Source organism: Prevotella sp. S7-1-8 (assembly GCF_000758925.1).
In the GTDB taxonomy this organism is placed as follows: domain Bacteria; phylum Bacteroidota; class Bacteroidia; order Bacteroidales; family Bacteroidaceae; genus Prevotella.
In genome coordinates, this window is sequence record NZ_JRNC01000016.1 from 1 (window position 1) to 7,433 (window position 7,433).

Here is a 7,433-nt window from a genome sequence, read left to right on the forward strand (position 1 = left end):
ACGAAACGACAATGGACGTGAAAAGGACGCTTATGAAAGCGTTTGGAGTAACAGAACGTATGGTTAACAGGGCGCTGAGCTTTGACAGCGACAGCGAGCTTGCCCGTAAAATCCGCCATACGGCCAGAATGAAAGGTGGTTGGATAGAGGCTTCTGTACCTGAGGAGGAAATCTTCTATGATGTTACCGAAAACGGAATGAGGCTGATGCGCCAGTATTTTAGCAATGGTGCCATCTTGGAAGCCAACATGACAACTGGCTCGGGGATCATCTTGTTCAAGGGTTCCAAAAGAAAAGATTACAGCAAGGTTTATCTGAGCGAGATTCCTTTGATGCAGGAATACGCAAAGGCTTTATAATGTGTGGTATGGAGTATTACGGTAATAAACTTTGCATATCCTATCCCGAATTTGTGGACAGCGGCATAGTCAGCGTGGCCAACTATAAACAGTTGGCAGCACGTGGGCGTATTGACGTAGTCCGCCACGGTGGTGGTGCGAGTGGCTGTTGTGCTCTGATTGCCATAGACAGTTTGCCGAGTAAGTACAAGGAGGCTGTCGAGAAGAAGTACCCCGGTGACGATGAGGTTCGCATCAAGGCATGGGTGCTTTCCAATTACGAAATGGATCAGGCAGCCATCGCCTTCTTCCATGACCGCAGCAAGACGGGTATCGACCTTGACGAGAAAAAGAAACGCGAGTACATTATCAACGCTTCGGTGCTGAACTGCTGTATCAAGCTCTACGATCGTGCACGGGACAGCCAACGCCTGTTCGGCGGCAAGTACAACTGGGACATGATGGCCAAGACCATTGAAATCCTGCGCGAGGAGCTGGGCCACACGCTTCCGACGAGCACGCTGCGTTTCAGGAAGAAGGTGAACGACTACAAGCGAGGTGGTTACGGCTGCTTAATCAGCGGCAAATTCGGCAACCAGAGCGCAAGGAAAGTGGATTATAAGACCAAGCAACTGGTCCGTGGTTTGGCTGTCTTGCCGAACAAACCCTACAACAGCAACGTACACGAGATGTATATCAGCTTTGTCTGTGGCGAGCTTGACGTTTATGACCCGAAGACCGGCGAACTGTTCAATCCCGATGACTTCACGGATAAGAACGGCGACCCGAAGTCCCTGAGCGATAGCACTATCAACAATATACTGAACGAGCCGGCAACCAAAATGCTGATAGAAAAGTCGCTGTCGAGCTGGAGCACCTTCATGCACGAGCAAATGCCTTACATGCACCGCCATAACGGACGCTTCTCGCTGAGCCAAATCACAATGGACGACGTGGACTTGACGCGCAAGCTGAAGGACACGAAGCAGCGGGTGCATGCCTACTATGCCTACGATGTGGTGAGCCAGTGCGTGATTGGCGCCAGCTATGCGAGGAAGAAGGACGAGCGGCTCGTGGTAGATTGTTTCCGAGATATGTTTCGCTTGATAGCCCGCCACGGCTGGGGTATTCCTGCCGGTATCGAGGTGGAGAACCACCTGATGAGCCAGTACAAGGAGGGCTTCCTGAAAGCTGAGACGGTGTTCCAGTTCGTGCGTTTCTGCGCCCCTCTGAACTCACAGGAGAAATATGCCGAGCCTCTGAACGGTGCGAAGAAGCGCAGCGTGATACACAAGAACCACGAAGGCATCGGCCGTTTCTACGGCAAGGGCAAGTGGCGTCAGGAGTATAAGAAGATCAGCGACGAGACCAACGAGCTCTACGAGGACAAGGAATATTTCACTTGGGAGCAGCTGGTTGCCGATGACCGCAAGGACAACGAAGAGTGGAACAACACGCTGCACCCCAACCAGAAGATGTATCCGGGAATGACGCGCTGGCAGGTGCTGGAGGCCTACATCAACCCGAACCTGCTGCCCTACGACGCGAGAACGCTTGCCTACCATATCGGCGAGCGGGTGGAAACAAGCATTCGCAGGAACTCGACCGTAAGGGTGGCACACGAAGACTGGTGGCTGAGCAGCACGAGCGTACTGGAACGGCTGGAGCCGAACAATTATAAGGTAACAGCCTGTTATCTTCCCGATGATGAAGGCACTCCACAGGAGGTGTTTATCTATCAGAAAGGCAAGTACATCGACACCGTGGAGAAAGTGAACACTTACAGCCGTGTTATCGCCGAACAGACGGAAGAAGACCAAGCAGCGTTCGTGGAACAGCAGAAAAAGATAGCGAAATTTAACAAATATGTTGAGGACAACGCCATCGACAGACTGGGAATATTGAAGCCGAGCCAACAGGCACAGCAGGAGGTACAGGAACTGAAACCCTCCGTACCTCAGAAATGTGAGCCAAGAATGCCGTTACCAAGCGCATCCGACAGAGCAGTCGCAGATATATAGAATAACGTTAACAAAGTTGATTATCGGCTGCATTCGGCAAAACAAGCGAGCTTGATTGCGCTCATTTGCACGATAATTACCAAAGTTGATTATCGGCTGCATTCGGCAAAACAAGCGAGCTTGATTGCGCTCATTTGCACGATAATTAAAATGCCATTAGAATATGATTAGTGAGATGCAAAAACAGCGGATACTGGATGCCATAGCCTCCAACCGCAAGAACTATCCGAGCGACGCGAAGCACGCATCGGCGCTTGGTATTTCCCCGAGTGTCTATAACGGATTGAAAAAAGGTCAGACGGAAAAGACGCTAAGCGACGCCAACTGGGTGAATATTGCCCGGAAGCTGGATGTGAACCTGCGCGAGACAATAGAGTGGAAAGGAGCTCAGACTGAAACCTTTAAATATATCAGCCTGCAGTTGGGCGCCTGCCAGGAACGCAGCCTGAGCGTAATACTCTGCGACCTTCCGAACATCGGCAAAACTTATACCGCTCGTTGGTATGTAAAGGAACACCGTAACGCTATTTACGTAGACTGCTCACAGGTGAAAACGAAGCGTGCGCTAGTTAAGAAGATAGCACGGGAGTTCGGTGTAGGCATAAGCGGCAAGTATCAGGACACCTACGAGGATCTCGTGTATTACCTGCGCTCTATGGAGCGGCCGTTGGTGGTGCTGGACGAAGCCGGCGACTTGCAATACGAGGCTTTCCTTGAACTAAAAGCCTTGTGGAACGCAACGGAAATGTGCTGTGGCTGGTATATGATGGGAGCCGACGGGCTGCGTGCCAAGATCAACAGAATGGTGGAACATCAGAAGGTGGGCTATGCCGAGATATTCTCACGATACGGCGGCAAGTACAGCAAGGTAACTCCTGACCAAGAAGATGACCGCCGTGAGTTCCTCTTGGATCAAGCCCGTGCTGTGGCAAGCGTGAACGCCCCGAAAGGCACGGACATCGGTCAAATAGTACGCAAGAGCGGCGGCGGACTGCGAAGGGTTTATACAGAAATCAGCAAACTTAAGGAAGGCGCGTAATGGCGAAACGAGCGTACAGTCCGAAAGAGATTGCGGCCAAGAAATGGGTGACCTTGCCTTGGGGTGCGCAGTGGAGTGATCCGTTTGGTTTCCCTGCTGAGAATGCCTCTTGGTTTATCAGCGGCGCGAGCGCACAGGGCAAGAGTTCATTCGTCATGCAGTTGGGGAAGGAACTTTGTAAATATGGTTCTGTTCTCTATATGAGCTACGAGGAGGGTGTGAACCAAAGTTTCCAACGCCGAATGAACTACCTTGGTATGAATGAGGTACAGGGTAAATTCAGAGTAGTTGTTGACGATACCATCGAAGAACTTGCCGTACGTCTTTCCAAGCCCAAATCTCCGAAATTCATCATTGTGGATTCCTTTCAAGTAGGCTGTGATGACAAAGGATGGACGTATCCCGACACCGTGTCACTGATGAAGCGATTTAACCGTAAGTGCTTTATTTTTATCAGCCAAGAGGATAAGAGCGCACCAACAGGGAAACCTGCACGACGTCTGAGGTATATCTGCGATATGAAAGTACGCGTGATTGGTTACAAAGCCTACTGCTTGGGCCGATCTATCGGTGAAGCGGGAAAGTATTATGTAGTGTGGAAAGACGGAGTAATCAAAACAAATAATGACACCAAGTTATGAGTAAAGAAAGACGGATAATTGAGATTGCCCCAGGGACGATGAGCCCGGGCGGACGGATGACAGACCGTATTGAGAGCAGAGGGCACCGTTGTCCCTATTGTCAAGGAAACGGATATCTTTGGCAAGAGGACGAATGGCAGGAACGCTATAAGAAGGAATGTCCGATATGCAAGGGCAGCGGCAGACTTGACGCCGTGATAACTATTGAGTGGAAAGCGGGAAGCAATTCATAATTCATAATTCATAATTCATAAACCATGAACAATTTTTTTGAAGAACTGAAGAAACGTATTCAAGTGTGGCACGAGAAGCGTGCGGAGCGTATCGAAGCAGACCGTCAGGCGGCACTTGATGCAGAGGCACGGGAAGCTGTGCAGGTAATGGAATTCAACAGCAGGCTGTACATCTGTGTACACGGCACACCACTGTTCGACATCGATATTTTCAAGAACAGCGTGGCCGAGGTCGTAGCCTGTGGCCGCAGCGCATACAAGGACTGGAAGGAGGAGAAGCTATGGGAGCGGAACGGAACTACGCACGTTTCTACTGTCTGCTGAAAAAACTGCCCGGAGCAGATAAGGGAACGCTTGTGGAACAATATACCCACGGTCGGACGGTCCACCTGCACGAGACCACCATACAGGAGTACGACGCGATGTGCAACGATATGGAACGAATGGCAGGTTTTGATGAGCGCAGGGAGGTAATACGGAAGGAACTCCGTCGAAAGCGCAGCGTGTGCCTGAAGCTGATGCAGCAGCTCGGTGTTGATACCACGGACTGGGCGCAAGTGGATAATCTTTGCATGAACCCTCGTCTTGCCGGAAAACCTTTCAGGAATATCAGCATAGAGGAACTTGATGACCTCTCCGTAAAGCTGAGGACGATTAAGCGCAAGGGTGGCCTGAAGCCACGGCAAGCACGGGAAGAGCAGAAGAATATGACCTCATTTGTTTATATCCCGGTTGGCAATATAACAGAATGTTAGTTTTTAGTAATAATCAAAATAGTCGAAAAATGGAAACAAGTATTGAAAAGGCCTTTTGTAATTTAGGTAGAACAAAAAAGTCAGAGTTCATATCAGAGCATATTGAACTTGCCTCAAGCAAGGCTATGGCAAATTATGTCAAGGATTATCTGTTTGATGTGCTTAAAGACGTAAACGATGACGAGTACATAGCAATGTACCTGAGAGAGAAAGGATATACAGTAACCAAATAAAACAATATCACTATGGCAACAAGAAAGAAAAAAGTAATCATCACCGGCGTGAGCAGAGAAGCCGCCGATGAAGCGTTTGCAACCTATGCCAAGAGCGATGCACAGGTACAGAAAATCAATGCGGACATCGAGCTGCAGTGTGCCAAGGTGCGCGAGAAGTATGCCGACAAGTTGGCTACGCTGACTGCTGAAAGAGACAATGCGTTTGACACGCTACAGTCGTTTGCCACGGAGAACCAAGCTGAGCTGTTTTCCAAGAAGAAGAGCCTTGACATGGCTCATGGCACGATTGGGTTTCGCACTGGGACACCGAAGTTGAAGACGCTGAAAGGCTTTACTTGGGCGAGTGCGCTGAACCTTGTAAAGAGCTTCCTGCCAAGCTATATCCGCCAGACAGAGGAGATTGCCAAAGACAAACTGCTTGCAGACCGCGAGATGGAAGTTCAACTTGGCGGCGGTGACCCTGAGAACCGTGGCTATCGTCCCCTTCGTGAGCAGATGACGGCGTGTGGCATCCAGGTGGTGCAGGACGAGGCCTTCTATGTTGAACCTAAGAAAGAGGAGACGGCATGAAGCGCGAAGTGAGGCGACCTCCTCGGGTGTCGTTTTGCCGCAGGTGCGTGGGCACCGGCGTATGGCGACACCTTATGGATGACGGTACGCCGTTGACAGGGCCCTGTCCCCAGTGTGAGGGCAGTGGCTGGGTGACGGTGAGTTCAGTAACGGAATATGACATCAGGCCTTATAGGCGAGCAATTCATAATTCATAATTCATAATTCATAATGTTAGTTGACAAGTTGACGAGGAAACAAGTTGACGAGGAGCCTCCCCTAACCCCTCCGAAGGAGGGGGATTGGTTAGCTGAACTAACAGCTCGTGAACTCGTAAACTTGTGAACTTTTGAACTAAAAAACTTATTGTAGTATATGCAGAAGCGACGCGGCGTAAGTTATCAGAAACGTGTAGAGGAGATAAACAGGATATACGATCAACATGCCAGAAGCGGAATTTCGAACCGTGAGATATGGCGACGGTACATATATCCTGTGTATGCCATTACTGAACGTACCTTTTACAATATACTCAACGCGAGCGCGGAAAGTAAGAATAAGATAGCTGACGATACCCGTCAGCTATTGCTCTTTGAAACATGGGGAGCCTCCCCCGACCCCTCCGAAGGAGGGGAGAAAAAGCCCTACCCCCTGCCCCTCCCCGAAAGGGAGGGGAGTGATTAGCTGACTACTTTGAACATTATGATTAGCTGAACTATCAACTCGTCAACTCGTAAACTAAAGAACTTATAAACTTATCAATGAAACAGCAATGAGAAAGGAATTATATGCCGCCATTGTGGCGAAGCTCAAGCAAGATGTTCCTGAGGTTGTACACATCGACCTGTGGAACCACAACGTGGAATTTATAGAGCAGGAGGAGGGCTGGGAACGTCCAGCCGTGTTCGTGGAGTTCGGATCGATAGTATGGGAGCCCAATGTGGGCAGTGGCTATCGAGGAAAAGGATTAGTGCGCCTGCACGTCGTTACGGACTGGACGGAAGGCGGTCAAGAGGCTGCATGGGAACTGATAGGCAAGATTCGTGCGGCTATGGAGAACGTGGAAGGTATAGGCTTTCACGGTTTGGTACTTTCGGAAACCGAAACGAACCACAACCACGAGGAGATATTGGAAAGTATCGAGAGTTACTCGGTGAGATACCTACTTTATAATTCATAATTCATAATTCATAATGTTAGTTGACAAGTTGACGAGGAAACAAGTTGACGAGTTGTTAGCTTAAAAGTGAAAAGTCTATTTACTTGTGAACTCGTATACTCGTAAACTTGTGAACTAAAGAACTTAAAAATGAAACAGGAATTATTCATAGAGGGCGAGAAGGTGAGCTACTCGATACAGACGAAGAATGTAGTGAGCGTGCTTGGCAGGGTGTATATCTACCGTAAGCCCACGACAGAAGATGTGCTGAAGATAGTGTGGATGGGGCTGACGAGTCAGAAAGGGCTGAGTTTTGACGAGTTCAGGAAGATGCATGCCTTGGGCTTGGTTCGTATGAGCAGGCGTCGCGGTCAGTATACGTTGGGGCAGGTGTACTGGCTGGTGATGGGAAGAGTGCGGGAAATCAACCGCAGGCAGCATAATTCATAATTCATAATTCAT

At 49.5% G+C, this 7,433-nt stretch carries 11 protein-coding genes and 1 pseudogene; all 12 read left to right on the forward strand.

Features of this window, described 5'->3' with window-relative positions; translation table 11 throughout:
- Positions 1-359 (forward strand): hypothetical protein (locus tag HMPREF1640_RS03010; protein ID WP_036892253.1); only part of this gene is annotated, 359 nt, incomplete at its 5' end.
- 8 nt (positions 360-367) lie between these two features.
- On the forward strand, positions 368-2,359 hold the full coding sequence (locus HMPREF1640_RS03015; RefSeq protein ID WP_036892266.1) for a hypothetical protein: 1,992 nt from the start codon (positions 368-370) through the stop codon (positions 2,357-2,359).
- A 163-nt stretch (positions 2,360-2,522) separates the two neighbouring features.
- Complete coding sequence (locus tag HMPREF1640_RS03020; protein ID WP_036892254.1) at positions 2,523-3,398, forward strand: AAA family ATPase; 876 nt, start codon at positions 2,523-2,525, stop codon at positions 3,396-3,398.
- The gene (locus HMPREF1640_RS03025; RefSeq protein ID WP_036892255.1) at positions 3,398-4,039 is read left to right on the forward strand and encodes an ATPase AAA; all 642 of its coding nucleotides are present in this window, start codon (positions 3,398-3,400) and stop codon (positions 4,037-4,039) included. The genes HMPREF1640_RS03020 and HMPREF1640_RS03025 overlap by 1 nt, the downstream gene beginning before the upstream one ends.
- Positions 4,036-4,272: a hypothetical protein gene (locus HMPREF1640_RS12725; protein WP_081935250.1), complete on the forward strand. Its 237-nt coding sequence runs from the start codon at positions 4,036-4,038 to the stop codon at positions 4,270-4,272. The genes HMPREF1640_RS03025 and HMPREF1640_RS12725 overlap by 4 nt, the downstream gene beginning before the upstream one ends.
- Positions 4,273-4,296: 24 nt before the next feature.
- A complete protein-coding gene (locus tag HMPREF1640_RS03030; RefSeq protein WP_036892257.1) occupies positions 4,297-4,596 on the forward strand; it encodes a hypothetical protein in 300 nt (99 codons plus the stop codon).
- Entirely contained in the window at positions 4,554-5,027 is a 474-nt protein-coding gene (locus tag HMPREF1640_RS03035; RefSeq protein WP_036892259.1) for a hypothetical protein, read from the forward strand. The genes HMPREF1640_RS03030 and HMPREF1640_RS03035 overlap by 43 nt, the downstream gene beginning before the upstream one ends.
- Positions 5,028-5,056: 29 nt before the next feature.
- Positions 5,057-5,260: a hypothetical protein gene (locus HMPREF1640_RS03040; RefSeq protein WP_036892268.1), complete on the forward strand. Its 204-nt coding sequence runs from the start codon at positions 5,057-5,059 to the stop codon at positions 5,258-5,260.
- A gap of 12 nt (positions 5,261-5,272) precedes the next feature.
- Positions 5,273-5,833, forward strand: a complete 561-nt coding sequence (locus tag HMPREF1640_RS03045; protein ID WP_036892261.1) for a host-nuclease inhibitor Gam family protein — start codon at positions 5,273-5,275, stop codon at positions 5,831-5,833.
- Positions 5,834-6,187: 354 nt separating this feature from the next.
- Positions 6,188-6,415 (forward strand): annotated as a pseudogene (locus tag HMPREF1640_RS03050) (hypothetical protein); the annotation flags it as partial.
- A gap of 169 nt (positions 6,416-6,584) precedes the next feature.
- Positions 6,585-6,992, forward strand: coding sequence for a hypothetical protein (locus HMPREF1640_RS03055; RefSeq protein WP_036892263.1), 408 nt, complete (start codon positions 6,585-6,587; stop codon positions 6,990-6,992).
- A gap of 129 nt (positions 6,993-7,121) precedes the next feature.
- Positions 7,122-7,421 (forward strand): hypothetical protein, encoded by a 300-nt coding sequence (locus HMPREF1640_RS03060; RefSeq protein WP_036892265.1) that lies wholly within the window; start codon positions 7,122-7,124, stop codon positions 7,419-7,421.
- Positions 7,422-7,433: the final 12 nt, after the last annotated feature.